At 70.8% G+C, this 23,237-nt stretch carries 24 protein-coding genes; 11 read left to right on the forward strand and 13 right to left on the reverse strand.

The genetic code is table 11. The annotated features are described in order from the left end of the window. Window positions 1–5: 5 nt before the first annotated feature. Window positions 6–302: a GCG_CRPN prefix-to-repeats domain-containing protein gene (locus tag E1J50_RS02435; protein WP_132250051.1), complete on the reverse strand. Its 297-nt coding sequence runs from the start codon at window positions 300–302 to the stop codon at window positions 6–8. Window positions 303–555: 253 nt separating this feature from the next. Between E1J50_RS02435 and E1J50_RS02440 the strand changes: the two genes are divergently transcribed. Beyond that, window positions 556–834, forward strand: a complete 279-nt coding sequence (locus E1J50_RS02440; protein WP_132250053.1) for a DUF6894 family protein — start codon at window positions 556–558, stop codon at window positions 832–834. Here the strand turns inward: E1J50_RS02440 and E1J50_RS02445 are convergent. The 4 genes from E1J50_RS02445 to E1J50_RS02460 form a co-directional block, all read right to left on the reverse strand. Further along, window positions 831–1,232: a hypothetical protein gene (locus E1J50_RS02445; RefSeq protein WP_207919132.1), complete on the reverse strand. Its 402-nt coding sequence runs from the start codon at window positions 1,230–1,232 to the stop codon at window positions 831–833. The genes E1J50_RS02440 and E1J50_RS02445 overlap by 4 nt on opposite strands. A 95-nt stretch (window positions 1,233–1,327) precedes the next feature. Then, complete coding sequence (gene cysN, locus E1J50_RS02450; RefSeq protein ID WP_132250055.1) at window positions 1,328–2,719, reverse strand: sulfate adenylyltransferase subunit CysN; 1,392 nt, start codon at window positions 2,717–2,719, stop codon at window positions 1,328–1,330. Beyond that, on the reverse strand, window positions 2,719–3,660 hold the full coding sequence (gene cysD / locus E1J50_RS02455; RefSeq protein WP_132250057.1) for a sulfate adenylyltransferase subunit CysD: 942 nt from the start codon (window positions 3,658–3,660) through the stop codon (window positions 2,719–2,721). Before cysD ends, cysN begins: the two co-directional genes overlap by 1 nt. Next, a complete protein-coding gene (locus tag E1J50_RS02460; RefSeq protein WP_132250059.1) occupies window positions 3,657–4,451 on the reverse strand; it encodes a phosphoadenylyl-sulfate reductase in 795 nt (264 codons plus the stop codon). Before E1J50_RS02460 ends, cysD begins: the two co-directional genes overlap by 4 nt. Before the next feature lie 238 nt (window positions 4,452–4,689). Here E1J50_RS02460 and E1J50_RS02465 point away from each other — a divergent pair, with 238 nt between their 5' ends. From E1J50_RS02465 to E1J50_RS02480, 4 genes are all read left to right on the forward strand, one after another. After that, window positions 4,690–5,193 (forward strand): Lrp/AsnC family transcriptional regulator, encoded by a 504-nt coding sequence (locus tag E1J50_RS02465; protein ID WP_132250061.1) that lies wholly within the window; start codon window positions 4,690–4,692, stop codon window positions 5,191–5,193. A gap of 109 nt (window positions 5,194–5,302) precedes the next feature. Beyond that, window positions 5,303–7,069, forward strand: a complete 1,767-nt coding sequence (locus E1J50_RS02470) for a diflavin oxidoreductase (protein ID WP_132250063.1) — start codon at window positions 5,303–5,305, stop codon at window positions 7,067–7,069. Between the two features lie 151 nt (window positions 7,070–7,220). Further along, window positions 7,221–9,023, forward strand: a complete 1,803-nt coding sequence (locus E1J50_RS02475) for an NADPH-dependent assimilatory sulfite reductase hemoprotein subunit (protein ID WP_132250065.1) — start codon at window positions 7,221–7,223, stop codon at window positions 9,021–9,023. 184 nt (window positions 9,024–9,207) lie between these two features. Further along, the gene (locus E1J50_RS02480) at window positions 9,208–9,405 is read left to right on the forward strand and encodes a hypothetical protein (protein ID WP_132250067.1); all 198 of its coding nucleotides are present in this window, start codon (window positions 9,208–9,210) and stop codon (window positions 9,403–9,405) included. A 64-nt stretch (window positions 9,406–9,469) separates the two neighbouring features. Here E1J50_RS02480 and E1J50_RS02485 read toward each other — a convergent pair whose 3' ends face one another. Beyond that, entirely contained in the window at window positions 9,470–11,167 is a 1,698-nt protein-coding gene (locus E1J50_RS02485) for a methyl-accepting chemotaxis protein (RefSeq protein ID WP_165937750.1), read from the reverse strand. 49 nt (window positions 11,168–11,216) lie between these two features. Here E1J50_RS02485 and E1J50_RS27080 point away from each other — a divergent pair, with 49 nt between their 5' ends. Then, complete coding sequence (locus tag E1J50_RS27080) at window positions 11,217–11,375, forward strand: hypothetical protein (protein WP_165937751.1); 159 nt, start codon at window positions 11,217–11,219, stop codon at window positions 11,373–11,375. Between the two features lie 359 nt (window positions 11,376–11,734). Next, complete coding sequence (locus E1J50_RS02490; protein WP_132250071.1) at window positions 11,735–12,367, forward strand: TetR/AcrR family transcriptional regulator; 633 nt, start codon at window positions 11,735–11,737, stop codon at window positions 12,365–12,367. Between the two features lie 8 nt (window positions 12,368–12,375). On the opposite strand, the gene E1J50_RS02495 is transcribed toward E1J50_RS02490, so the two are convergent. The 5 genes from E1J50_RS02495 to E1J50_RS02515 all read right to left on the reverse strand — a co-directional run bounded on the left by E1J50_RS02495 (window position 12,376) and on the right by E1J50_RS02515 (window position 17,002). Then, window positions 12,376–12,720 (reverse strand): DUF1330 domain-containing protein, encoded by a 345-nt coding sequence (locus tag E1J50_RS02495; protein ID WP_132250073.1) that lies wholly within the window; start codon window positions 12,718–12,720, stop codon window positions 12,376–12,378. Between the two features lie 17 nt (window positions 12,721–12,737). Next, window positions 12,738–13,433 carry an orotidine-5'-phosphate decarboxylase gene (pyrF, locus tag E1J50_RS02500; protein WP_132250075.1) on the reverse strand — a complete coding sequence of 232 codons (696 nt, stop codon included), beginning with the start codon at window positions 13,431–13,433 and terminating at the stop codon, window positions 12,738–12,740. Between the two features lie 48 nt (window positions 13,434–13,481). Then, window positions 13,482–14,135 (reverse strand): uracil-DNA glycosylase family protein, encoded by a 654-nt coding sequence (locus tag E1J50_RS02505; protein ID WP_132250077.1) that lies wholly within the window; start codon window positions 14,133–14,135, stop codon window positions 13,482–13,484. A gap of 165 nt (window positions 14,136–14,300) precedes the next feature. Then, complete coding sequence (locus E1J50_RS02510; RefSeq protein WP_132250079.1) at window positions 14,301–16,517, reverse strand: xanthine dehydrogenase family protein molybdopterin-binding subunit; 2,217 nt, start codon at window positions 16,515–16,517, stop codon at window positions 14,301–14,303. Window positions 16,518–16,546: 29 nt separating this feature from the next. Further along, window positions 16,547–17,002: a (2Fe-2S)-binding protein gene (locus tag E1J50_RS02515; RefSeq protein WP_132250081.1), complete on the reverse strand. Its 456-nt coding sequence runs from the start codon at window positions 17,000–17,002 to the stop codon at window positions 16,547–16,549. A 258-nt stretch (window positions 17,003–17,260) separates the two neighbouring features. On the opposite strand from E1J50_RS02515, the gene E1J50_RS02520 reads away from it, so the two are divergent. Then, window positions 17,261–18,796 (forward strand): sensor histidine kinase, encoded by a 1,536-nt coding sequence (locus tag E1J50_RS02520; RefSeq protein WP_132250083.1) that lies wholly within the window; start codon window positions 17,261–17,263, stop codon window positions 18,794–18,796. A gap of 166 nt (window positions 18,797–18,962) precedes the next feature. Here E1J50_RS02520 and cobT read toward each other — a convergent pair whose 3' ends face one another. Further along, window positions 18,963–19,985: a nicotinate-nucleotide--dimethylbenzimidazole phosphoribosyltransferase gene (gene cobT / locus E1J50_RS02525; RefSeq protein ID WP_132250085.1), complete on the reverse strand. Its 1,023-nt coding sequence runs from the start codon at window positions 19,983–19,985 to the stop codon at window positions 18,963–18,965. 96 nt (window positions 19,986–20,081) lie between these two features. Between cobT and cobS the strand changes: the two genes are divergently transcribed. From cobS to E1J50_RS02540, 3 genes are read left to right on the forward strand one after another with little or no spacing between them, the layout of a single operon-like run. Beyond that, the gene (cobS, locus tag E1J50_RS02530) at window positions 20,082–20,912 is read left to right on the forward strand and encodes an adenosylcobinamide-GDP ribazoletransferase (protein WP_132250087.1); all 831 of its coding nucleotides are present in this window, start codon (window positions 20,082–20,084) and stop codon (window positions 20,910–20,912) included. 51 nt (window positions 20,913–20,963) lie between these two features. Then, window positions 20,964–21,176, forward strand: a complete 213-nt coding sequence (locus tag E1J50_RS02535) for a DUF1289 domain-containing protein (RefSeq protein WP_132250089.1) — start codon at window positions 20,964–20,966, stop codon at window positions 21,174–21,176. Between the two features lie 24 nt (window positions 21,177–21,200). Then, window positions 21,201–21,890 (forward strand): retropepsin-like aspartic protease family protein, encoded by a 690-nt coding sequence (locus E1J50_RS02540; protein ID WP_132250091.1) that lies wholly within the window; start codon window positions 21,201–21,203, stop codon window positions 21,888–21,890. Between the two features lie 8 nt (window positions 21,891–21,898). Here E1J50_RS02540 and dusA read toward each other — a convergent pair whose 3' ends face one another. Continuing rightward, entirely contained in the window at window positions 21,899–22,912 is a 1,014-nt protein-coding gene (gene dusA / locus E1J50_RS02545; protein WP_425374901.1) for a tRNA dihydrouridine(20/20a) synthase DusA, read from the reverse strand. Window positions 22,913–23,237: the final 325 nt, after the last annotated feature.

A 23,237-nucleotide genomic window follows, 5' to 3' on the forward strand; every position in this document is an offset into this window, starting at 1 on the left:
ATGGCTCACCAGCGGCAGACGCGCCGCGGACCGAACGGCGTCGGGCGGAGAAAGCAGCGTCGCCCATAGAAGGGACGCGGACGGTAGTAGCGGCCCGCGCCCGCAAACGGGCGGCAGCGGCCGTAGGCGCCACGGCCCCAGCCGGGGCCGCAGCCCTGCGCGACCTGCTCGACGAGCGGCGCCGTGCCGGCCAGACCCCGTGCCGTATCGACGCCGAGCGGCGCCGCCTGCGCCGACGAGACGGCTCCGAGACCACCGAGGGCGAGCACGGCTCCGAGAACCGGCATCCAGCGTTTCGACATGGCGATATCCTCCTTCGGGCATGCCGACCGCACCGATCGCGCGGCCGCAGAACCATCTAGAGGTGCCGAGCCTTGCCGAGGCCTGTGCGCAGCATGACGGTTTAGACAGGTTTCAGGCCGAACCCGAACGGTGAGCCCGCGCCCCGCGAGCCCCGAAACGCCCGATACATCAGAGACCTATTCGTCCGCACAGGTTAATGCGGACCGCTGGCTATCCCCGCTAGATGTCACTGATACGTGATTGGGAGTTGCCATGCCCCGTTACTTCATCGATGCCGCCGTCGGGTCTCGCGGCCACCGCGACACCGAGGGCTTGATCGCTCACGACGATCTGAGTGCACACGAGATCGCCCTCGCGACCCTCCATGATCTGGCGCGCATTGCGACGGCCGAGGGACGGGAGGTGCCGCTCAGCGCCATCGTCCGCAACGAGGAGAACGAACGGCTGTGCACCGTCTCGATGACGATCCGCACGGACTGGTGCCCACAGCGTGACCGGCCTCTCGCGAGGATCCTGGAAGACGTCGCCTAACGCATCGGGGGCGGGAACCAGCGCTGCACCGCCTCCGCCGTGTCGGTCGGCCGCGTGTTGAAGCAGAGTTTCGCCTGCGGCGCATGGACATGGACGACGTTGATCAGCTTCTCGAACAATGCGGTGTTCTCCGCGATCAGGCGGAGGCCCGCCCCGATCACCACCGCGTCGAAGAGCCGGCGGCGCAGGAGTTCCCGGACCACGGATTCGGCCGTCTGCCCGAAATCGACGAGGCAGATTTCGGGCGCGTAGCCGAGTTCCCTGAGACGGGCCGCATCCGCATCGAGACCCGCCCTGACCTTGCCCGCGTCGAGGCCGGGATAGGCGCTGTAGGCGGGTGCTGAGAAGTCGATCAGATCGGGATCAAGGCCGATCAGGACGACGCTGACGGGAGCCATGGCAGCCTCCGGACCGCAAACGCGGCGACGATCGCCGCGCCGGTCGAGGATAGCCCTGGCCCGAGGCCGGGGCCACCGGCCCCGAGACGCTGGCCTCAGCCGCCGAACAGGCGGCGGAGGGTTGCCAGGAAGCCGCGGGGCTCCGTCGTCTCGCTGGCCGGCGCGGAGGCGCTGCCACCGTGCGAGCGCGGTGCCTGAACGAGCCCGAGGGCCGCCGTGTCGGTGCTCTCGCGATCGATCAGGATCAGGCTGCCCGTGTCGCGGTTCTCGACGTAGGGGTCGAAGGCAACTGCGCGGTCGAGCGTCAGGGTCACGTCGGCGATGTCGTTGGCCGCGAGCCGCTCGGCCGGGCCTGGGCGCCCCGTCTCCGGATCGATGCGGGTGCGGATCGCGCTCACCGTGGCGTTCACGGTCACCGTGCCGATCTTGGCGAGGAGCGTCGATCCGGGTCGGAGCTCCGTCTCGGCCGCCCAGAACAGGCGGGTATCGAGAGTGTCGGAGACCTGGAGCGGCGCATTCGCCGCCGCGATGACGGCCCCGCGGGAGGCGTCCACCTCGTCCGAGAGGACCAGCGTCACCGACTGGCCCTCAACCGCTTCCGCAAGGTCTCCGTCGGCCGTGGCGATGCGAGCGATCGTGGTGGAACGGCCAGAGGGCGCGACGGTGACGCGGTCGCCGGGGCGCACACGCCCGCTGGCGACCAGCCCCGAGAAGCCGCGGAACTCGGAGTTCGGGCGGTTCACCCACTGCACGGCCATGCGGAACGGGGCGGCCTGCGCCTCCTCGTGCACCGGCACCTCTTCCAGATACTGAAGGAGCGGCCCGCCGGTGTACCAAGCGGCGGCGGTGCCCGGCAGCACGACGTTGTCGCCGTTCTTGGCCGAGAGCGGGATCGCGCGGACCTCCGCGAAGCCGAAGGTCGCCGTGAAGGCGTTGAAGCCCGCGAGGATCGCCTCGAACTTGTCCTGCGACCAGCCGACGAGATCCATCTTGTTGACGGCGAGCACGACCCGCCTGATGCCGAGCATCGAGACGAGGAGCGCGTGGCGCCGCGTCTGGCGGGTGAGGCCCTGGCGGGCATCGACGAGGATCACGGCCACGTCCGCCGTCGAGGCGCCGGTGGCCATGTTGCGGGTGTACTGCTCGTGGCCGGGCGTGTCGGCGACGATGAAGGAGCGCTTGTCGGTCGAGAAGAAGCGATAGGCGACGTCGATCGTGATGCCCTGCTCGCGCTCGGCCTGGAGGCCGTCCACGAGGAGCGCGAGATCGACCTCGGCGCCCTGCGTGCCGTGCTTGCGCGAATCCCGCTGAAGGGCGGTGATCTGGTCGTCGAAGATCTGCTTGGTGTCGTGCAGGAGGCGCCCGATCAGGGTCGACTTGCCGTCGTCGACCGAGCCGCAGGCGATGAAGCGCAGGACTTCCTTGCTCTGGTGCGCGGTGAGAAACGCCTCGTAGCCGAACGCCTCGGGCGACTGATGGATCGTCATCAGAAATAGCCCTCCTGCTTCTTACGCTCCATGGCGCCGGCGCCGTCCTTGTCGATCACCCGGCCCTGCCGCTCGGACGTGCGGGCGGCGAGCGTCTCGCCGATGATCTCGGGCAGGGTCGCGGCGGGGCTCTCGAAAGCGCCGGTGAGCGGATAATCGCCGAGCGTCCTGAAGCGCACCTGGAGATGGCGCGGGGTCTCGCCGGGCTCGAGGGGCAGGCGCTCGTCATCCACCATGATGAGCTGTCCCTCCCGCTCGACGACAGGGCGCTCCTTGGCGAAGTAGAGCGGGACGATCGGGATCTGCTCCTGCTCGATGTAGAGCCAGATATCGAGCTCGGTCCAGTTCGAGAGCGGGAAGACGCGCAGGGATTCGCCGCGCTTCTTCTTCAGGTTGTAGAGGTGCCAGGGCTCCGCGCGCTGGCGCTTCGGGTCCCAGCGGTGCTGAGGCGTCCGCAGCGAGACGATGCGCTCCTTGGCGCGGGACGCCTCCTCGTCGCGGCGGGCGCCGCCGAAGGCCGCGTCGAACTTGTGCTTGTCGAGCGCCTGACGCAGGGCCTGCGTCTTCATCACGTCGGTGTGCACCTCGGAGCCGTGGCTGATCGGGCCGATGCCCTTGGCGAGGCCCTCCTGGTTCGTGTGCACGATCAGCTCGGCGCCGATCTCCGCGGCGCGCCGGTCCCGGAAGGCGATCATCTCGCGGAATTTCCAGGTCGTGTCGATGTGCATCAAGGGGAACGGCAGGCGCCCCGGCGCGAAGGCCTTCAGCGCCAGATGCAGCAGGACCGAGGAATCCTTGCCGATCGAGTAGAGCATCACCGGGTTCTCGGTCTCGGCGACCGTCTCCCGCATGATGTGGATGCTCTCGGCCTCCAGGCGCTGGAGGTGGGTCAGGCGACCGGGTCCGAGCCGTGCGGCCGTGGTCGCGGGGGCGGCGCTCATCGGGCCATCTCCGGTGTCTTGAGGTTCGTGGTTTCGAAGGCGGCCGCTTCCTGGCCGGGCTGCACGCTCGCCTCGGGGACGTGCACGTGCAGGCCGCACTCCTTCTTGGATTCCTGCTCCCACCACCAGCGGCCGGCGCGCTCGGGCTCTCCGACGCGCACCGCCCGGGTGCAGGGGGCGCAGCCGATCGAGGGGAAGCCCCGATCGTGCAGGACGTTGTAGGGGATGAAATTGTCACGCACGAACGCGTCGACGTCCGCCCGCGTCCAGTCGGCGAGCGGGTTCACCTTGATCAGCCCGCGCGCCTCGTCGGCCTCGGCGAGGGGCGTGTCGGCGCGGTTGGCCGACTGACCGGCGCGCAGGCCCGTGAACCAGATGTCGGCCCCCGCGAGCGCCCGCGCCAGGGGCTCGACCTTGCGGAAGCCGCAGCATGCCTGCCTTGCGGCCACCGAATGGCGAAAACCGTTGATGCCCTCCTCCCGGACGAATCGTTCCTCGGCCTCACGCTCCGGCGCGTAGGCGCGGATGCGGATGCCGTAGGCCGATTCGGTCTCGGCCCAGACGTCGTAGGTCTCGGGAAAGAGGCGGCCCGTGTCGAGGGTGACGATCTCCGTGCGGGATCTCGCCATAGCCAGCGCATGCGTCAGCGCCTGATCCTCGATGCCGAGGCTCGTGGTGAAGACGAGGCGGCCGGGCACCCTGCGCTCGACGAGCGCGATGCGCCCGGCGAGGTCGAGGCCGGCCAGCGCCGCAGACAGCTCGTCCGCAGCCAGAGCGAGTTCGCGAGTCATGGGCAATTGATCGGGTATCTGTGGGTACCTTCTTGTCCGGCCCCTGAAATGTTCGCTATAACGAACGGTGTCAAGGCTGGAGCCGTGTCCCGGGCCGGTCTTGCACCGCAGTAGGAAGCCCGACGGCAACCGAGGCGGGTGCCGACAGGTTGCCTGGTCGAGGAAGATCCTTCTCATACCAGGCTCACATCCGTGCGAGCGCGCACCTGCCTTCGTTCACGAGCAAGAGAGGTCCGGCTTGGATTCGATCGACCTGAAGATCCTCGCGCTTCTGCAGCAGGACGCCACGCTCTCCATCGCCGCCATCGGCGAGAAGGTGGGCCTCTCCCAGACCCCGTGCTGGAAGCGGATCCAGCGGCTTGAGGCGGACGGCGTGATCGACCGGCGGGTGGCCGTGCTCGACCCCGTCAAGCTCGGGCTCGGCCTGACCGTTTTCGTCTCGATCGAGACGGCGGATCACTCGAAGGAGTGGCTCGACCGATTCGCCTCGACCGTCGCGGCGATGCCGGAGGTGCTCGAGTTCTATCGAATGGCGGGCGACGTGGACTACATGCTGCGGGTCGTGGTCGCCGACATGCGTGCCTACGACACGTTCTACAAGCAGCTCATCGCGACGCTGCCTCTCAAGAACGTGACATCGCGATTTGCCATGGAGAAGGTGAAGTCGACGACGGCCCTCCCGCTTCCGGCACCGCCGACCAACACCCGCCACGTGCCGGTCCTGGCACTGGCCGGAGAATAAGCTTCTCTTTTGCGTCGCAACAGCGAATGGCTCTTCTACCGCGAGGTCGTTCTGTAAAACGGACATTCCCCGTTGACAGAAGCCGTCGCGCAGACGACATGGTCTCTTGATGTCCCGACAAGCACTCCTCCCCCGCACCGCACCGTTCGGCGATACCGAGCGGGCCAGCCTCGACTCCGTGCTGGGGACGGCGACACCGATCCAGCGGGCATGGCTCGCGGGCTTCCTCGCCGGCCTCGACGCGGCAGGGGGCCAGCCCGCGTCGGCGCCCGCCGCGCCTCCCAAGGCTGCCGAGCCGCTCGCCATCGTCTATGCAAGCGAGTCCGGCAATTCGGAGAAGCTCGCCGGCGATGTGGCGAAGCTCGCCCGCAAGAGCGGCTTCAAGCCCAAGGTGATCGACTTCGCGGATCTCGAGTTGGCGAACCTCGCCAAGGAGAAGCGCATCGTGGCGATCGCCGCGACCTGGGGCGAGGGCGAGCCTCCGGCCCGGGCCGTGCGGGCCTACAACGAGTTGATGGGCGACGGCGCGCCGCGTCTCGACGGGGCCGAGTTCAGCGTGCTGGCGCTCGGCGACACGAGCTATGCCGAGTTCTGCGCCATCGGGAAGGCGCTCGACGAGCGGTTCGAGGCGCTCGGCGCCAAGCGGGCCTTCGAGCGCGCCGACCTCGACCTCGATTTCGACAAGCCCGCCGCGGAGTGGATCAAGGGCGCCCTCAAGGCGCTCGCCCCGCCGGCTGCCGCGGCCGACAACGTGGTCGCCGTCGATTTCGCCCGGGGCGGCCACGATGAGGATGCCGAACCGAGCCGCGACCCGGTCGTGGTCGAGGTCGTCGATCATGTGAACTTGAATTCGTCGCGCTCCGACAAGGAGACGATCCACCTCGCGCTCGCCTTCGAGGACGGGGCGCCGGCCTACGAGCCGGGCGACTCGCTGGAGATCTATCCCGAGAACGACCCGCAGCTCGTCGAGGACATCCTGAAGGCCGCGGGCCTGACGGGCGACGAAGCCCTGCGCCGCGCCCTCCTCGCCGAACGCGACATCACCACGCTGTCGGCCACCACCGTCGAGCGTTTCGTCAAGGCGACCGGGCACGAGGAGGCGAAGCGCCTGATCGAGAGCGGGGAGGTTCGCGCCTGGATCGAGGGCCGCCACCTAATCGACCTGATCGAGACCTATCCGGCCAAGCTCACGGCCGAGCACCTGAACGCCGTCACCAGGCCCCTGCCGCCGCGGGCCTACTCGATCGCATCCTCGCGCAAGGAGGTGGGCGACGAGGTTCATCTCGTGATCGCCGCCGTGCGCTACGAGACCCACGGCCGGTCCCGGTCCGGCGTCGCCTCGGTTCACGTGGCCGACCGGATCCGGAACGGGGCCAAGCTCCGCGTGAAGCTGAAGCCGAACCGCCACTTCCGCCTGCCGGCCGATCCCGCCACCGACATCATCATGGTCGGCCCCGGCACCGGCGTCGCCCCCTTCCGCGCCTTCGTGCAGGAGCGCCGCGCCGCCGAGGCGCCCGGCCGGTCGTGGCTGTTCTTCGGCGACCGCCATTTCACCCACGACTTCCTGTACCAGCTCGAATGGCAGGACGCGCTGGAAGATCGCTCGCTGACGCAGATCGACGTGGCCTTCTCGCGCGACCAGCCCGAGAAGATCTACGTGCAGGACCGCCTGTTCGAGCGCCGCAGGGAGCTCGTGGAATGGCTCGATGCGGGCGCCCACCTCTACGTCTGCGGCGATGCGAAGAACATGGCCAAGGACGTGCGGGCGGCCGTCGTCAGGTCCTACGCCGACGTGAAGGGCCTCTCGGATGCCGAGGCCGAGGCTGCCGTCGCGGGCCTGGAGCGGGCGCACCGCTATCAGCAGGACGTTTACTGACCCGCTGCCGCCGGGATTTCCCCTCCCCTCGCGGGGACGGGCCTCAGGGGTCGAGGACGTTCCGCACAGAGCGATGCGGTCCTCTCGATCCCTCCCCACCTCCTCCCTCCTCCCCACGAGCGGGCGGAGACGCTATCACCGGACCGCCGCCATGACCGACCGCAAGCCTTCCTCCGAGCGGGTCTACGAGACGCCGCCGACCGACCGGCCCATCTCCGAGGCGGAGGCCGCGCGGACGGCCGGGCTTGCCCATAACGAGCACATCAAGATCGCGAGCGGCTATCTCCGCGGCACCCTGGCCGACGGGCTTCTCAAGCACGCCACCGGCGCCATCTCGGAAGATGACGGTCAGCTCGTGAAGTTCCACGGGATGTACCTGCAGGACGACCGGGACCTCCGGCCCGAGCGCACCAAGAAGAAGCTCGACAAGGCCTACAGCTTCATGATCCGGCTCCGCATCGCGGGCGGCGTCGTGACCCCGAAGCAGTGGCTGATCCTCGACAACATCGCCACCACCTACGCCAACGGCACGCTGCGGGCGACGACGCGGCAGACCTTCCAGTATCACGGCGTCATCAAGTCGAACCTGAAGCGGACGATGGCCGGCATCGACGCGGCGCTCCTCGACACGATCGCCGCCTGCGGCGACGTGAACCGCAATGTGATGGCGGCGACGAACCCGGCGCAGACCGGCGCGCACAAGGCCGCCTACGACCTTGCCAAGACCATCTCGGATTCGCTCCTTCCCAAGACGAACGCGTGGCGCGAGATCTGGCTCGACGGCGAGCGGGTGATCGGCGGCGAGGATGCGGCGGAGGTCGAGCCGATCTACGGCAAGACCTACCTGCCGCGGAAGTTCAAGACCGTGATCGCCGTGCCGCCCTCGAACGAGGTCGACATCTTCGCCCACGATCTCGGCTTCATCGCGATCCTCGACAAGAAGGGCAAGGTGACGGGCTGGAACGTCACCGTCGGCGGCGGCATGGGCATGACCCACGGCGAGACCGACACCTTCCCGCGCACGGCCGACGTGATGCTGTTCTGCGAGCCTGCCGACGCCCTGAAGGTGGCCGAAGCGGTGATGACGGTCCAGCGAGACTGGGGCAACCGCAAGAGCCGCAAGAACGCGCGCCTGAAGTACACGATCGAGCGCTACGGCCTCGCGGCTTTCCGCGCGGAGGTGGAGAAGCGCGTCGGCAAGAAGCTCGCCGATCCGAAGCCCTTCAAGTTCGAGAGCAACGGCGACCGCTACGGCTGGGTCGAAGGCGAGGACGGGCGCCACCACCTCACCCTCTTCGTGCCCTCCGGCCGCGTGAAGGACATCGAGGGCGGCCCGCAATTCCTGTCGGGCCTGCGCCGCATCGCCGAGGTGCACGAGGGCGATTTCCGGCTGACCGGAAACCAGAACGTGATCATCGCGAACGTCCCGGCGGCCAAGCGGGCCGAGATCGACGCGCTCGTCGAGGAATACGGCCTGACGAAGGGCGCGGGCGCCCTGCGCCGGAACAGCATGGCCTGCGTCGCGCTGCCGACCTGCGGCCTCGCCCTCGCCGAGAGCGAGCGCTACCTGCCCGACCTCATCACCGAGCTCGAGGAGAGCCTCGCCCGCCACGGCTTGGCGGAGGACGAGATCACCATCCGCATGACGGGCTGCCCGAACGGCTGCGCCCGCCCGTTCATCGCCGAGATCGGCCTCGTGGGCCGCGGGCCCGAGCGCTACCACCTGTATCTCGGCGCCGCCTTCGACGGGTCTCGCCTCGGCAAGCTCTACGCCGAGGACGTGACGGCGGCCGAGATCCGTCCGACGCTCGAGCCGCTCTTCGCGGCCTATGCGAAGGAACGCACGACAGGCGAGCGCTTCGGCGACTACCTGATCCGCGCTGGCTACGTGGCCCGCACGATCAACGGTCCGGACTTCCACGAGCAGACCGGATCGCTGAAGAGCGCAGCCTGACGCTCACCCCTCGCCTGCCCCCTCGGGGGCAGGTCACCGTGCCCGAAAGGCCCGATGCAAGCTCGGCAGTAGAGGCAGCCGCCGCAACTGCCGAGCTTCAGTTCGCGCACGCGAAAATGCTTGGCGCTCCGTGAACCGTTGCTTGAGCCGGCCGTTGTCAGCTTGAGTTCGCTGGGAGGGGCACATGGCCAAGCACGAGATCCTCGGCTTTTTCGAGCATCGCCGGGACGGCGCCTGGGTCTGCGTGAAGCCGTTCACGCTGACGACGAAGAGCGCCAGCGTCGACATTCGGCAGGGCATGCGCTTCGATTACGGCAAGCGCGTCGGCGGGGTCGACCTCGCGGAATACCTCGAACAGCTCGGGTCGCAATTCGGCTCCTGAGCCGTCGGCGCGGTACGGAGGCTGATCAGGTCGGCCCTCGCGGGACGCGCGGCCTTCACGTCTGTCAGAAACGGTAAGCCGTACGGCAGGCGCCCCAGTGGCGTCCCTGAACGCGGATCGGCGCGTCCACCTCCCGCACCATCACGATCTGGCCGCCGACCTCGCGCCGGTAGACCTGCACGGTGGCGGGACGCTGCGAGCGCGCGGCCGTGATGCCGGTTCGATCGTCGAAGATGCGCAGGTTGCGGCTGTTGGCATTGTTCCAGACGGGATCGTCCGGACGCTGGGGTTGGGAGACCCGTCGGTTATGCACCGGCACGAATCCGTTACGGTCGGCGACGATGCAGAACAGCATGCTCCCGTCGCGCACCAGTTCGGGCTCCAGGATGGGCGGCAGCAGGCGTTCGAGCGGCTCGACCGACCCGGTCCGGTATTGCGGAGGGTTCGATCCGGCGACGGGTCGATACTCCGTGTCGAACAGCGCCGAGGGTGCGAGGCGTCCGGCGGCAATCTCGGCCTCCATCAGTGTGCTGATGCGCTCGGCCAGATCCTGCGCCCGAACGATCAGCGGCCGGTAGGCCGTCTCGATCTCCGACAGCTTCTCCTGAAGCCGGGCCTGCTCCCCGGGGGCGACCTCGCCGAAAGCGCAATGCAACCCCATCGCGCTCACCGAGACGATAGTCGCCGGCAGAGGGCCAACTCCATCAAGCCCGAGCACCAACCGGTGACCGACCGGCAGCGCCGCTCCGCCCTCGGGCGCAGCCAGAAGGACGCCGCCCGTGCTGATATCCTGGGTCCGGGTGCGGCGGCCGTCGCCGAGGTCGACACCGAGATCGGCGGGATAGCGGTCGGCGCGACGCCGGTCTCCGATCTCGCTCTGGCGGATCACCGCCACGAAGCGGCGGCCGAGACCCGCAGCCTGCTCGGCGGCTTGACCGGAAGCCGCCTCCATCGCGGCAGCCTGCGCATCGAGGGCGACGGTCGCATGGCTCGCTGCACCCGCCTCGACATTGACGGCCGCGACGAGATCGGCCGCCTGCGAGGCGCCCGAGGCGACGCCGGCCACGATCGAGGCCTGCTCGTCCGAGATTCCGCGCACCGTGGCGAAGGCCGGGCGCACCGCGTCGATCGCCTCGGCCACCGACTCGATCGCCGTGCCGGAGGCTGCCGCGCCCTCGCGCAACCGCGCGATCCGGGCACGGACCTCGTCGGCGGCGCGGGCGGTCTCGACGGACAGGGCCTTCACCTCGTTCGCCACCACCGCGAAGCCGCGGCCCGCCTCGCCCGCGCGCGCGGCCTCAATGGTGGCATTGAGCGCGAGCAGATTGGTCTGCCGCGCGACGGCCGAGATGGTATCGACGATGCCGGCGATCTCGTTTCCGGCCTGGGCCAGCGCCGCGACGAGCATCCGCGCCTCGGTACCGCGCAGGCCCGCGTGGTCGAGATGCGTGCCGGCCTCCGTCATCGCGCCCGCGATCCGGCCTGTGGTGGCCGAGAGACGACCGGTCGTCTCCGTGAGGCCGCTGCTCGCCCCCGCCGCAGCCTCGGCGGCATGAGCGAGCGCAGCCATCTGCGCGCGGATGCTGGCGAGCCCGGCCTGCATCTGCTCCACCTCCGATCGCGCCGTGGCGATCGACTGTCCGACGCCTCCGATGGCGGTGAGCACGTCGGCCTCGATCACGTCGAGGACCTCGCTGGCGCCCCGCTCGGCACCGGCCTTCGACGGGGCCGCCTCCTGCAGAAGATCAGCCTGCGGCTGCATGACCGGCTCTGGTGAGGGCGACGGGCGACGGTAGCGCAGGGAGATCGGCATGCCCCTCGATACCACGGCGTCCCTAACGAACCCTTACATCGCAGGAACCATCAAGCATTCGCTCGGCGCATCGGAGCATCCGGCAGCCCCTATTCAGGCTCTGATTAGCGGCAACATCAGCCTGCCACCCGAAACCGAGATCTGGCCCACAACTTGATCTGCGCCGTCATAGGCAAGGAAGAGAGCAATCTTGCAACGTCGCTCGGTTGATGGGCAAGCTCCCTACGGATTTTCTCCAAATAGGTTTCGATTTGCTCGGGCCGCTCGGCGCGTTGCTGCCCGGCCGTGATTGGGTCCAACCCGAGTGCGCTGGTGTGGATGGCGATCCGAATGGAGGTCACGCACGGTCGTGGGAGGATCCGCCCTTGAGTCGGCCCCTCAGACGATCGGCGCCCGAACGGAAGACGACGGTTTCGGCCGCGACGGTGATGCGGCGACGGCACTTCGCCGGCTATTCGGAATTGTTTCTTCGATGTTGCTTTGACGGCCGGGGGCGCCCCGGCCTAGGTTCCGCCCATGAACCACCCAGTCGAACAGGATCTCGCTGTCGCGGAGGAGAGCGCGCCGACCACGCGCTGCCGCATCCTCGCGACGGCCGAGCGCTTCTTCCGGGAGATCGGCTACCAGAAGACCACGGTCGCCGACATCGCCAAGACGCTGCGGATGAGCCCGGCCAACGTCTACCGGTTCTTCGACTCGAAGAAGGCCATCAACGAGGCCGTGGTGGAGCGGGTGACCCGGGAGGTCGAGGCACTGATCGCGACGATCGCCGCCACCCCCGGCCTGTCGGCCTCCAACCGCATCGCCGAGATCGTCCGGAGCCTGCACGGCGACTGCCTGGAGCGCTGCCGGGAGAATCCCCGCATCCACGAGATGGTGGAGGCGGCGATGACGGAGAGCTGGGACGTCTGCCGCCACCACGTCGAGCGCATCAGCGCGGTGCTGACGCGGGTGGTGACCGACGGCGTGCGCACCGGCGAGTTCGCCGCCGACGATCCGGCGATGGCGGCGCAGTGCGTGCACGTCGCGATCGTGCGCTACTGCCATCCGGTCCTGGTCAGCCAGTACCCGAACGGACCGGCGCCGCCGATCGAGGCGATGATCGCCTTCCTGCTGCGGGCCCTGCGGGCGCGGCCGGCGAGCGCCTGACCCGCCTCCTATTCCGAGGCCGGATTGGCGGGCTGCGGGGGTTCGCCGGCACCGGGCTGCTCGCCGTCGTAGCCCTCGATCACGATGAGGTCGGTGTCCGCACCGCCCTTCTGCCGGGCGCGGGCCGACTGGTAGAGGTCCGAGTGCCAGCAGGCGAGCGCGGCCTCGTAGGAGGGGAACTCGATCACGACGTTGCGGGAGCGGGCCGAGCCCGAGACCGCCTCGAAGGCGCCGCCCCGAACGAGGAAGCGGCCGCCGAACTGGGCGAAGGCAGCGCCGTTCGCGGCCGCGTAATCCCGGTAGGCGTCGGCGTCCCGGACATCGACCCGGACGACCCAGTATCCGCGTGCCATCGCTATCTCCTTGATTCTCAGGCCATCTCGGCGACGATGCGGCGGGCCACCCCGGCCGGGTCGGCGGCACTGGTGATCGGGCGGCCGACGACGACATGGTCGATGCCGGCGGCCCGCGCCTCCGCGGGGTTCATCACGCGCTTCTGGTCGCCGAGGTCGCTGCCGGCGGGGCGGATGCCCGGCGTCACGATGAGGCGGTCCGGACCCACCACCGAGCGGACGGAGGCCGCCTCCTCCGCGCTGCAGACGATGCCGTCGATGCCGATCTGGAGGGCCTGGGCCGCCCGCTTCGCGACGAGGTCCGGCACGGGCAGTGCGTAGCCGGCCTCGCGGGCATCCGCCTCGTCGTAGGAGGTGAGGACCGTAACCGCGAGGATCTTCAACGGGTTAGCTCCCCGTCCACGGATCGCCGCGCGCATGGTCTGCGGGTAGGCGTGGACCGTGAGGAAGGTCGCGCCGAGGCCAGCCAGCGAGCGCACCCCCTCCTCCACCGTGTTGCCGATGTCGTGGAGCTTGAGGTCGAGGAAGACCTTGAGGCCGCGCTCCGCGAGCTTCGGCACCAGGGCGAGGCCGCCCGCATAGGCGAGCCGATAGCCGATCTTGTAGAAGGTGGCGGCGTCGCCGATACGGTCCACCAGCGCCTCGGCCTCGGCCACGTCGCCGAGGTCGAGGGCGACGATCAGGCGGTCGCGGGGGTCGGCGAGAGCGGGCATCGGGCACTCCGGAAGGATGCCGGCAGCGATCACGCGCCGACGCGCCTGTCAATGATCGCGATCATCCGGCTCGCCCATCACCCGTGCAACCTCCGCGCGCAGAACGGGCAGCAGCTCCGCCTCGAACCAGGGATGCCGCTTCAGCCAGCCATTGTTGCGCCAGGAGGGGTGCGGCAGAGGGAGAACCCGGGGCCGGCGCGGCTCGCCGAGGATCTCGCGCCAGCGCGCGACGGTGCCGGTGAGGCCGCCCTCCAGCCGCCCGAGATGCCACCCCTGCGCGTATTGGCCGATCACGAGGATCAATTCGAGATCAGGCAACCCGCTGAAGATCGCATCACGCCAGCGTTCGGCGCATTCCCGGCGCGGCGGCCGGTCGCCGCCCTTGGCATCGAGGCCCGGAAAACACGAGCCCATCGGCACGATCGCGACCCGCGCGGCGTCGTAGAACGCCGCCTCGTCGAGGCCGAGCCAGGCGCGCAGGCGCACGCCCGACGGGTCGGTGAAGGGCTGGCCCGTGCGGTGCGCCCGGGTGCCCGGCGCCTGCGAGGCGATGCAGAGGCGGGCGGTGGCGCTACCCTGCAGGATCGGCCGCGGCTCCTGCGGCAGGGGCGGCCCGTAGACCGGCGCGTCGCGGCAGAGGCGGCAGGCGCGCAGCCGCGCGGCGGTCTCGTCGAAGGCGGAGAGGATCGGGCGAGGCGGCATCGGTCCGGCCGCAGATGGGCCGCGGCGCCCGAAACGAAAAGACGGCGCGGTGTTGAGCCGCGCCGTCGTGAAGTGGGTCGAAACCTTTGGGGTGAGGCGACCCTGCGCCTCGGGTGCCCGGGGGTCTGTGCGTTTCCTCACACCCCTCCGGATCGCGGTCCGGGATCAGACCCCACGGAGGCTCGCGAGGTCGAGGGGCAGGGAGCGCAGGCGCTGGCCGGTCGCGGCGAAGATCGCGTTCGAGATGGCCGGGGCGAGCACCGGCACGCCCGGCTCGCCGATTCCGGTGGGCGCGGCCTGCGAGGGCACGATGTGTACCTCGACGACCGGCATCTCGCTCATCCGGGTCGGCTCGTAGCTGTCGAAGTTCCGCTCCTGCACCACGCCGTCCTTGAGGGTGATGCGGTTGCGCAGCACCGAGGAGAGCGCGAAGCCCACCGCCCCCTCGACCTGCGCGCTGATGATGTCCGGGTTGACGGCGATGCCGACATCGACCGCCGCGACGATGCGGTTCACCTTGACGCTCGCCTCCTGCACCGAGACGTCGGCCACCATGGCGACGTAGGAGCCGAAGGATTCGTGGGCCGAGACGCCGAGGCCGTGGCCCTTCTCGCGGGTGCGCTCGGCCCAGTTGGCCTTCTCGGCGGCGAGCTTCAGGGCGGCGGAGAGGCGGGGCGCCTGGTTCAGGAGCGCGAGGCGGTAGGCGAGCGGATCGACGTTCGCCGCGTGGGCGATCTCGTCGATGAACACCTCCATGACCTGGGCCGTGTGGGTGTGGCCGACCGAGCGCCACCACAGGACCGGCACGCCCTCGCGGGCGTTGTGGACCTCGAACCGGTAGGCGGGAAGCGCGTAGGGCGTGTCGGAGGCGCCCTCCACCGTGGTGCCGTCGATGCCGTTCTTGACGATCATCGCCTCGAAGGGAGAGCCGATCATGATCGACTTGCCGACCATCACGTGCTGCCAGCCCGTGATGGCGCCCTTGGCATCGAGGCCGGCGCGCAGCTTGTGGAAGACGGTCGGGCGGTAATAGCCGCCTGTCATGTCGTCCTCGCGGGTCCAGACGAGGTGGATGGGCGCCTTGGCCCCCGTCGCCTTCACGATGCTCGCGGCCTCCGCGAGGTAGTCGGCGCCGGGCGTCGCGCGGCGGCCGAAGGAGCCGCCAGCCCAGAGCGTGTGAAGCCGAACCTTGTCCGTCGTGACGCCGAGGATCGCGGCGATCACCGCCTGCTCGACGGTCTGGAGCTGGCAGCCTGCGTAGACGTCGTAGGTCCCGTCGGAGGCCCGCTCGATCGTGGCGTTGAGGGGCTCCATCGCGGCGTGGGCGAGGTAGGGGAAGCTGAACTCCGCCTCCAGAACCTTCGCCGCGCCCTTGATGCCGGCCTCCGGGTCGCCGCGCTCGGAGGCGACGAGGCCGGGGCGCTTGGCGGTCTCCCGGTACTCGGCGAGGATGGCGTCGGAGGAGCGGGCCTCCGCGCCCGCATCGTCCCAGGTCACGGCGAGGGCATCGCGGCCCTTCATCGCGGTCCAGGTATCCTTGGCGATCACCGCGACGCCGGTCGGGATCGTCACCACGTCGAGGACGCCCTTGACGGCGCGGGCGGCCTTGTCGTCGACGCTCTTCACGGTGGCGCCGAAGCGGGGCGGATGCGCGACCACCGCCGTCACCTGCCCCGGGCGGCGGATGTCGAGGGAGTAGACGGCGCTGCCGTCGGTCTTGGCGACCGAGTCGAGGCGCGGCACCCGCTGGCCGATCAGCCGCCACTCGCCCGGCTGCTTGAGGCGCGGCTCCTGCGGCACCGGCAGGGTCGCGGCGGAGGCGGCGAGCGCGCCGAACCGGGCCTCGCGGTTCGAGGCGGCGTGGCGCACGACGCCGGTCTCGACCGTGATCTCGGAGACGGACACCTTCCACTGATAGGCGGCGGCGGCCACCAGCATCTCGCGGGCGGCGGCACCCGCCTTGCGGAGCTGGAACCAGGAATTGGCGATCGCGGTCGAGCCGCCCGTGCCCTGCACCGGCCCCATCAGGGTGTTGTTGTAGAGGGTGGCGTCGGCGGGCGCGAACTCGGTGCGGATCGTCGCCCAATCCGCGTCGAGCTCGTCCGCGAGGATGGTGGCGAGCCCGGTCGTGTTGCCCTGGCCCATGTCGAGGTGCTTGCAGATCACCGTGACGGTGTCGTCCGAGGCGATCCGCACGAAGGCGTTCGGCATCGCCTTGACCGCCGGGAGGTCCGGCCCGCCCGCAGCGTAGGACGGCCCCTTCGGGTCGAGGCGGAAGCCGATGACGATGGCGCCCGTCGCGGCGGCGGCACCGCCGAGGAAGCTGCGGCGGGAGACGCGCGGGGCGCGGCCTCCGGCCTTCGACCGACCGATTGTCAGCATGTCTGTGCTCCAGTCAGGACGAACGGGGATCAGGCGAGGGTGCGGGCGGCTTCGTGGATCGCCGCGCGGATGCGCTGATAGGTGCCGCAGCGGCAGATGTTGCCGTCCATGGCGCCCGCGATGTCGGAATCCGAGGGCTTCGGATTGTCGGTGAGGAGCCCGATCGCCGACATGATCTGGCCCGACTGGCAATAGCCGCACTGGACCACGTCGAGCTTGCGCCACGCCGTCTGGACCGCCTCGGCCACCCGGCCCGAGACGCCCTCGATCGTCGTGACCTTGCCCTCGCCGACATCGCCGATGCGGGTCTGGCAGGAGCGGACCGGCTGCCCGTCGAGATGGACGGTGCAGGCGCCGCACTGGGCAATGCCGCAGCCGTACTTGGTGCCCGTCTTGTCGAGATGGTCGCGCAGCACCCAGAGGAGCGGCGTCTCGGGATCGGCCTCGACCTCGTGGGCCCTGCCGTTGACGGTCAGCTTGATCATCCCGATGCCCTCCGGTCCGGTGAGGATGACCGAGCGGTAGCGTCCCCGCGCGCGCGGCCGATGTGCGGCCGCGCACCTGCCATGCGATCTCCCCGGGGCGGGGCCCCAGCCGGCGGGGAAGCGTGTCCGGGATGCGGAGAATCCGCACGGTGGCGGCAGCCGGTTCTTAACACATTCATACCATCCTGGGGGTGGTCGCGGTTCGGTACGCCCGCTCCGACCCGTCCAACGGCGCCCTCAGCGTAAATTTCGAGACTGATGTCCGACCTGACTGTCGAGATGGTCCAGCGGGGGCGCGGCCCGTCGGCGGAGGAGGCCAACCGGCGCCGCGGCATCGCCCGCGACATGCGCTCGGCCCGCGAGAAGCTGACCTCCGTCACCGGCCTGGAGCGCGCCTTCGACTACGAGCTGCTGCGCCTCTACGCGCAATACCGGATCGGCGCCGGGATCCCGCTCGGGCTGTTCGCCGTCGCGATGGCCGGCGCCTCGGTGTTCTGGGTGCCGCACGTCGTCGCGGCGACCTGGGCCCTGTGCGTGTTCGTCGCGATCACGCTGATCTCCACCGCGAGCCGCCGCTTCCTGCGCCAGGACCCGGAGGAGGTCTCGCTCGGGCGCTGGCGGCGCCTGTTCGTCGCGGGCGAGGCGGTGCAGAGCCTGTGCTGGGCGGCGATGATCGGGCTCGGCGCCACGGGCGGGCGGACCTTCGCCCTGTTCGGCCTCGTCATCGCGGCGGCGGTCGCGACCATGCTCGCCGCGACCGTGCCGGCGGCCGCCGTCGCCGGCCTCGTGCCGCTGATGCTCGCGACGCTGTCGCTCCTCGCCTTCTCGCAGCACATGGACGCGCTGCTCCTCGTCGCGATGGCGGTCGGCTCGCAGCTCTTCTTCATGGGTCTGGCGCGCCGCCTCTACACCTCGACGGTGGGCGCCCTGCAATCGCGGGCCGAGAAGGACGCGATCTTCGCCGAGCTGGAGCAGGCCAAGGCCAATTCCGACGAGGCGCGGCGGCGCGCGGAGGAGGCGAACCTCGCCAAATCGCGCTTCCTCGCCACGATGAGCCACGAGCTGCGCACGCCGCTGAACGCCATCCTCGGCTTCTCCGAGGTGATGAAGAACGAGGTCTTCGGCCCCCACACCGCGCCGAGCTACCAGGAATACTCGACCGACATCCACGATAGCGGGATGCACCTCCTCAACCTCATCAACGAGATCCTCGACCTCTCGCGGATCGAGGCGGGGCGCTACGAGATGAACGAGGAGGCCGTGCTCCTCGCCCACATCGTCGAGGAATGCCGCCACATGATGGGCCTGCGCGCCCGCTCGAAGGGGCAGACCTTCCACGACTTCGTGGACGATTCCCTGCCGAAGATCTGGGCCGACGAGCGGGCGCTCCGCCAGATCGTGCTGAACCTCCTCTCGAACGCCGTGAAGTTCACGCCACCGGGCGGCGAGATCACGATCAAGGTCGGCTGGACGAGCTCGGGCGGCCAGTACGTCGCGGTCAAGGACAGCGGCCCCGGCATCCCCGAGGACGAGCTCGGCACCGTGATGTCCTCCTTCGGCCGCGGCTCGCTCGCGATCAAGACCGCCGAGCAGGGCTCGGGGCTCGGCCTGCCGATCGTCAAGGGCCTCGTCGACCTGCACGGCGGCCATTTCCAGCTCGTGTCGCGCCCCCGCGAGGGCACGGAGGTCATCGTCACCCTGCCGGCGAGCCGGGTGATGGACACGCTGCCGGCCGTGGACGTCGAGGCCGAGATGCAGCCCGCGGCCGTGCGGCGGCCCGCCAGGGCCGCCTGAGGCAGGCCCCCGCCTCTCCCGTGTCGGGAGAGTTCGAGCCCGCGGCAGCGGGCCGGGTGGGGAGCACAGGCGCCCGAACGAACCCCGGCGCCCTATCCCGGCAACCCCGCGCCCCCGCCCTGTCCCCCCTCCCGCACGGGAGCGCGGCGCGGGCTTCGGACGCCCCCTACGCCTCCGAGCGGCCCGACACCCCCGCCTGCTCGAAGGTCGCCATGTCGCGGTGGCAGGCGAGCGCGCCCTTGAGGAGGCCCATGGCGAGCGCCGCGCCCGAGCCCTCGCCGAGGCGCATGCCGAGCGCCAGGAGCGGCACGAGGCCGAGGCGCTCCAGCACGTCGGCATGCGCGCCCTCCGCCGAGACGTGGCCCGCGAGGCAATGGTCGAGGGCGGCAGGGTCGAGGGCGTGCAGGATCGCCGCCGCCGCGGTGGCGACGTAGCCGTCGAGGATCACGGGCACCCGCTGCAGGCGCGCGGCGAGGATCGCGCCCGCCATCGCGGCGATCTCGCGGCCGCCGAGGCGGGACAGGACCTCCAGCGGGTCGGCGAGGTGGCCGGCATGGTGGGCGAGCGCGGCCTCGACCGCCGCGACCTTGCGGGCGATCCCCGCATCGTCGATGCCGGTGCCGCGCCCGACCCAGTGGCGCGCCTCGCCCCCGTAGAGGGCGGCATAGATCGCCGCCGCGACCGTGGTGTTGCCGATGCCCATCTCGCCGACCGCGAGGCAATCGGTGCCCGCGGCGACCGCCTCCATGCCGAAGGCCATGGTGGCCACGCACGCCTTCTCGTCGAAGGCCGGCCCCACCGTGATGTCCCCGGTCGGCAGGTCGATGGCGAGATCGAACACCTTGAAGCCGAGCCCGTAGGCCGCGCAGATCTGGTTGATGGCTGCCCCCCCGGCGGCGAAATTGTCGAGCATCTGCCGGTTGACCGCGTCGGGGTAGGCCGAGACGCCCCGCGCGGTGACGCCGTGGCTCCCGGCGAAGACGCAGACGAGGGGGCGGTCGAGGGTCGGGCTCGCCTTGCCCTGCCACGCGCCGAGCCACGCGACGAGGTGCTCCAGGCGCCCGAGCGCACCCGCCGGCTTCGTCAGGCGCGCCTCCCGCTCGGCGACGGCGGCCGCCGCCTCCCGGTCCGGGCCCGGCATGGAGGCGATCAGGCCGCGGATATCCGCGAAGGGGCCGGTCTCGGTCATGGCACGAACAATCCTGTGGGCGGGGCCGCTCCCGCGCGAGGCCGGCCGCGGCCGGAGCTATAACGGGGCGGGATGCGGGGGTGAAGGCGAGGCGCGATGGCCGACCAACCGAGGCGCTCCGGCGAGGCCGACATGCCGGGGCTCGACCTCCTCTACGACCTCGCCGCGTGCCTGCGCTTCTTCTCGCGCCTGCCGGTGCCGCGCCTGCCCGGCGAGCCGGACCCGCACCTGCCCCCCGATTTCCGCACGGTGCCCCGGATGCTGCCGCTCGCGGGCCTCGTCCTCGCGCTGCCGGCCGCCCTGGTGCTGCTGGCGGGCCGCGGCCTCGGGCTCGGCCCCTTCCTCGCCGCGACGCTCGCCGTCGCCGCCCTCGTCCTCGTGACGGGGGCGCTCCACGAGGACGGGCTCGCCGACGTGGCGGACGGGTTCGGGGGCGGCGCCACGCCGGAACGGCGCCTCGAGATCATGCGCGACAGCCGGATCGGCGCCTACGGGGGTGCCGCCCTCGTCCTCTCGCTGGCGCTGCGGATCGGCGCGCTGGCGACGCTGCTCGACCGGACCGGGGCGGGGGCCGCCATCGCGATCCTGCTCGCGGCCTCCCTCTCGCGCACGGCGGCGCTCGCCCCGATGGTGCTGCTGGCGCCCGCCCGGGCCGGCGGCGCGGCGGCCTCCGTGGGCCGCCCGACCAAGGCGACGGCGGGACTCGCCGCGGGGATCGCCGCCCTCCTCACCCTCCTGGCGCTCCCCTTCGGCCTGCCCGTCGGCGGGCTCCTCCTGATGCTGCTGCTCGCCATCGGCGCGAGCCTCGCCGTGAGCGGGATCGCCCGCGCCCGGATCGGCGGCCAGACCGGCGACGTGGTCGGCGCCTGCCAGCAGATGGCCGAGATCGCCGCGCTGATCGGCCTGATCGTGGCCGTGCCGATGTGAGGGGCGCGGCGGGCTTGATCCCCCGGCGCCCTTGCGGGCATGGGTGAGCGCATGAGCCTGCCCCCGAAGCCCTCGAGCCCCTGCACCAAGGTCTGCGTCCTCGACGACGCGACGCGCCTGTGCCGCGGCTGCGGCCGCACGCGCGACGAGATCGCGGCCTGGGGCTCGCTGCCCGAGGCGCGGCGCCTCGCCATCATGGCCGGCCTCGAAGCGCGGCTGCGGGATGCCTATCTGACGCCTGCGGAGGTCCCGGCATCCCCGTGACGATCCTCCCAGGCTGAGTCTTCCATGCTGATTCTCGGGCTCATCGTTCTCGGTATCGCGCTCCTCCTCCTCGTCACCGCGGATGGCGGGCGGATCGCGGGCGTGATCGAGCCCGACCAGCTCGCGGGCCTCGCCTCGGGCGTCGCCGTCCTCGCCCTCGTGCTGGCGGGCTTCCGGCACCGCTTCCGCGAGGGCATCGGCACGAACCTGCGCCACCTGCTGATCTGGGGCCTGATCGGGCTCGCCTGCGTCGCCCTCTACGCCTACCGCGACACGGCGCAGGAGGTGGGCGCGCGGGTGATGGGCGAGCTGAACCCCGGCAGCGCCACGATCGGTCCCGGCGGCAGCGTGACTGTCACCCGGCGGGCGGACGGACCCTTCGCGGTCAAGGCCGAGGTCAACGGCCGCAGCCAGAACTTCCTGTTCGACACGGGCGCCAGCGCCGTGGTCCTCACCGCCGAGAACGCGGCCGCGCTCGGCATCCGCCCGGGCGAGGACGCCTTCACCACCCGGGTCGCGACGGCCAACGGGGTCACCTTCGCCGCGCCCATCCTCCTCGACAGCCTCCGCATCGGCCCGATCCTCGAGCGGCGCGTCCCGGCGATGGTGAGCCGGCCGGGCGCGCTCGCAGGCAACCTCCTCGGCCAGAGCTTCCTGAACCGCCTGCCCTCCTACGAGGTCCGGGGCGACCGGCTGATCCTGAAGGGCCCGTAGCGGGCGGCTCAGGCCGCCTCCGGCACCTCCCGCGAGACCAGGGAGACCGCCTCCCGCAGGGTCGCGAGATCCGCGCCGGGCCGCATGCCGTGGGTGGCGAGATGGCGCCGGAAGGCCCGGGCGCCCGGGCGCCCGTTGAACAGGCCGAGCATGTGCCGCGTCAGGCTGTGGAGCCGGGCACCCCCGGCGAGCGCCTCGGCGAGGTAGGGCTCGAAGGCCTCGACCGCCGCGAAGGCGTCGGCGACCGGCGCGGCCTCGCCGAACAGCTCCGGATCGACCGCGAGGAGCTCGGCCGGGTCGCTGTAGGCCGCCCGCCCCATCATCACGCCGTCGAGCTCCTGAAGATGAGCACGGGCCGCCGCCACCGTGGCGATGCCTCCGTTGACCGCGACCGGCAGCGCGGGTCGCGCCCGCTTCAGGCGCGCGACGCGGCCGTAATCGAGGGGCGGGATGTGCCGGTTCTCCTTCGGCGACAGGCCCTGCAGCCACGCCTTGCGCGCGTGCACGATCAGCGCGTCGACGCCCGCCGCGACGACGATCTCGGCCAGCGCGTCGAGGGCGGCTTCCGGGTCCTGATCGTCGACGCCGATGCGGCACTTCACCGTGACGGGCACATTGACGGCAGCCTTCATGGCGGCCACGCAATCGCCGACGAGGCGGGGCTCGCGCATCAGGCAGGCGCCGAAGCGGCCGTCCTGCACCCGGTCCGAGGGGCAGCCGACATTGAGGTTGATCTCGGCATAGCCGAAATCCTCGGCGATCCGCGCCGCCTGCGCGAGCTCGGCGGGGCCGGACCCGCCGAGTTGCACCGCCACCGGACGCTCGACCGCCGAGAAGCCGAGCAGCCGCTCGCGCGGGCCGTGCAGCACGGCGCCCGTCGTCACCATCTCGGTGTAGAGCCGGGCGCGCCGCGACAGGACGCGGTGGAAGACCCGGCAATGCCGGTCGGTCCAATCCATCATGGGCGCGACCGAGAATCGCCACGCGCTGGAAACGCCGGATGTTTCAGCCTGTTCGATCACCGAGCCCTCGATCCCTGCTGCACCCTTCGCCGCCCTGCCCGGCCCCTGTCGCGCCGACGATACGGCCATGCCTTGGCGCTCGCCTCCGTTCTGTCCCAGCGGAGGCCGGTTCGGGCACGGACCTCGTGCGCGAACGGCACGGACGGAGCGACGGGTTATAACGCACAGGTGGCGATGCAACAGGCGGCCGCCAGCCACCGCGAGACCCGGACCTTCGATCGCCCGCCGATAGCCCGCGCCTGGATCGAGACGCGGGAGCGCGACCAGTCTCGGCGCGGCGCCCTCGCCCCGCATCCGACGCGAGCGCATTACCGCGACGGTGCGC

It is taken from the genome of Methylobacterium segetis (genome assembly GCF_004348265.1).
GTDB lineage: Bacteria > Pseudomonadota > Alphaproteobacteria > Rhizobiales > Beijerinckiaceae > Methylobacterium > Methylobacterium segetis.

Bases quoted from the DNA above. Each gene is read 5' to 3' on its own strand.
- E1J50_RS02435 (WP_132250051.1), bottom strand. From the start codon at position 302: ATGTCGAAACGCTGGATGCCGGTTCTCGGAGCCGTGCTCGCCCTCGGT.
- E1J50_RS02440 (WP_132250053.1), top strand. From the start codon at position 556: ATGCCCCGTTACTTCATCGATGCCGCCGTCGGGTCTCGCGGCCACCGC.
- E1J50_RS02445 (WP_207919132.1), bottom strand. From the start codon at position 1,232: ATGGCTCCCGTCAGCGTCGTCCTGATCGGCCTTGATCCCGATCTGATC.
- cysN (WP_132250055.1), bottom strand. From the start codon at position 2,719: ATGACGATCCATCAGTCGCCCGAGGCGTTCGGCTACGAGGCGTTTCTC.
- cysD (WP_132250057.1), bottom strand. From the start codon at position 3,660: ATGAGCGCCGCCCCCGCGACCACGGCCGCACGGCTCGGACCCGGTCGC.
- E1J50_RS02460 (WP_132250059.1), bottom strand. From the start codon at position 4,451: ATGACTCGCGAACTCGCTCTGGCTGCGGACGAGCTGTCTGCGGCGCTG.
- E1J50_RS02470 (WP_132250063.1), top strand. From the start codon at position 5,303: ATGTCCCGACAAGCACTCCTCCCCCGCACCGCACCGTTCGGCGATACC.
- E1J50_RS02475 (WP_132250065.1), top strand. From the start codon at position 7,221: ATGACCGACCGCAAGCCTTCCTCCGAGCGGGTCTACGAGACGCCGCCG.
- E1J50_RS02480 (WP_132250067.1), top strand. From the start codon at position 9,208: ATGGCCAAGCACGAGATCCTCGGCTTTTTCGAGCATCGCCGGGACGGC.
- E1J50_RS02485 (WP_165937750.1), bottom strand. From the start codon at position 11,167: ATGCAGCCGCAGGCTGATCTTCTGCAGGAGGCGGCCCCGTCGAAGGCC.
- E1J50_RS27080 (WP_165937751.1), top strand. From the start codon at position 11,217: ATGCCCCTCGATACCACGGCGTCCCTAACGAACCCTTACATCGCAGGA.
- E1J50_RS02490 (WP_132250071.1), top strand. From the start codon at position 11,735: ATGAACCACCCAGTCGAACAGGATCTCGCTGTCGCGGAGGAGAGCGCG.
- E1J50_RS02495 (WP_132250073.1), bottom strand. From the start codon at position 12,720: ATGGCACGCGGATACTGGGTCGTCCGGGTCGATGTCCGGGACGCCGAC.
- pyrF (WP_132250075.1), bottom strand. From the start codon at position 13,433: ATGCCCGCTCTCGCCGACCCCCGCGACCGCCTGATCGTCGCCCTCGAC.
- E1J50_RS02505 (WP_132250077.1), bottom strand. From the start codon at position 14,135: ATGCCGCCTCGCCCGATCCTCTCCGCCTTCGACGAGACCGCCGCGCGG.
- E1J50_RS02510 (WP_132250079.1), bottom strand. From the start codon at position 16,517: ATGCTGACAATCGGTCGGTCGAAGGCCGGAGGCCGCGCCCCGCGCGTC.
- E1J50_RS02515 (WP_132250081.1), bottom strand. From the start codon at position 17,002: ATGATCAAGCTGACCGTCAACGGCAGGGCCCACGAGGTCGAGGCCGAT.
- E1J50_RS02520 (WP_132250083.1), top strand. From the start codon at position 17,261: ATGTCCGACCTGACTGTCGAGATGGTCCAGCGGGGGCGCGGCCCGTCG.
- cobT (WP_132250085.1), bottom strand. From the start codon at position 19,985: ATGACCGAGACCGGCCCCTTCGCGGATATCCGCGGCCTGATCGCCTCC.
- cobS (WP_132250087.1), top strand. From the start codon at position 20,082: ATGGCCGACCAACCGAGGCGCTCCGGCGAGGCCGACATGCCGGGGCTC.
- E1J50_RS02535 (WP_132250089.1), top strand. From the start codon at position 20,964: ATGAGCCTGCCCCCGAAGCCCTCGAGCCCCTGCACCAAGGTCTGCGTC.
- E1J50_RS02540 (WP_132250091.1), top strand. From the start codon at position 21,201: ATGCTGATTCTCGGGCTCATCGTTCTCGGTATCGCGCTCCTCCTCCTC.